The 1,162-nt window shown below is 59.9% G+C and carries 1 pseudogene; it reads right to left on the bottom strand.

The annotated features are described in order from the left end of the window. Positions 1-408: pseudogene (locus tag ACH107_RS32995) on the bottom strand (IS481 family transposase); the annotation flags it as partial. Between the last annotated feature and the right edge of the window lie 754 nt (positions 409-1,162).

Raw genomic sequence — 1,162 nt, 5'->3', positions numbered from 1 at the left:
GTAGCCCGGCTCATAAGCCTTGAAGGCGCTACGCTTCGGCTGCGGTGCCCTGGCCTTGAGATCGCGCAGGTTGCCGACCCCGTGCCGACGCAGGCAGCGGTCCAGCCCCGAGCGCGAGGCATTCGGGTTCAGGAACTCCCGCACTATGGACAAAAGGTCGTCGAGCGAGACCAGCAGGGACTTGCGCAGCGCCACCGCGACGGCCTCCTGCGCGGGCGTCAACGTCGTCTGCAGCCGATGCGGCGTGTGGCTGCGGTCTTCAACGCTGTCACGCTTGCGCCACTTCCACACGGTTTGCTCGGAGGTCCCGTGGCGCTCGGCAACGAGCCAGGCCGGTTCATCGCTCGCCTGGATGGCCACCCTGATCTTCGGTGTGGTCGTGGCTTGGCCATGAAGCTTGATCAGCATGTCGATCTCCCGTCTCGCACCTCGTTCAGAACAGATCGTGCCATGAAAAGCGCTGATCGACGAGGGGCTATGTGATCATCCGGGATGGAACACTTAGTTCCGGCAACAGGGACAGCATCACCTGGTCTGCCAGTCCTGGTCTGTTCGGGGGGTGAAAGTCCAATAGGGAAACCATGGGTTCCTGCCCCCCAGACGAGGAAGCAGGCCCAAGGGCGGAAAGCGCCTGAGCGTTGTGCATGGTTGGGTCTCATTGCTCATGTGGTGGAGGACGACCTCGACGTCATCGCGCTGCGCAACCTGTAGCGCAACCAACGAGAGGTCGTTACAACCAATGGCAGTGGGTCGTTTGTGGAATGGTGGTACTTAATTGGGGTGCTGTACTGTCGACCGTTCCAAGCTCTTACCCGACAGCGCAGCATCGAGGGCCAATAGAGCGATCAGATCGCTGGGTTTTCCGATGCAGCAGTCCGTGAGGCGCTCACCTGGGATAGAGGACGCAACGCTCAAGGAGGATCGCAGGCCGTGAAGGCAACTCACTTCGTCTTACGGGTCTTCTCTTCCTGAAGGTAAGCCAGCAGATTTTTCAGCATCTCCAGAACCTCATCAAACGTTACGATCCGGACCCCGTGGGAGTTCTTTCGATACAACTGAAAAGATGTAAGCGCGAGCTGGCCCCCACCTTCTACCAGGTTCCGGGCAATGCGAGGCCGGTCCTGTCACAAGACAGGGAGTGCGTTTCTCAATGTGTGCTACG

It is taken from the genome of Roseovarius halophilus (ex Wu et al. 2025), assembly GCF_047086965.1.
Note: the sequence above shows the minus strand (reverse complement) of the source record. Positions and strands in the feature narration are given on the sequence as shown.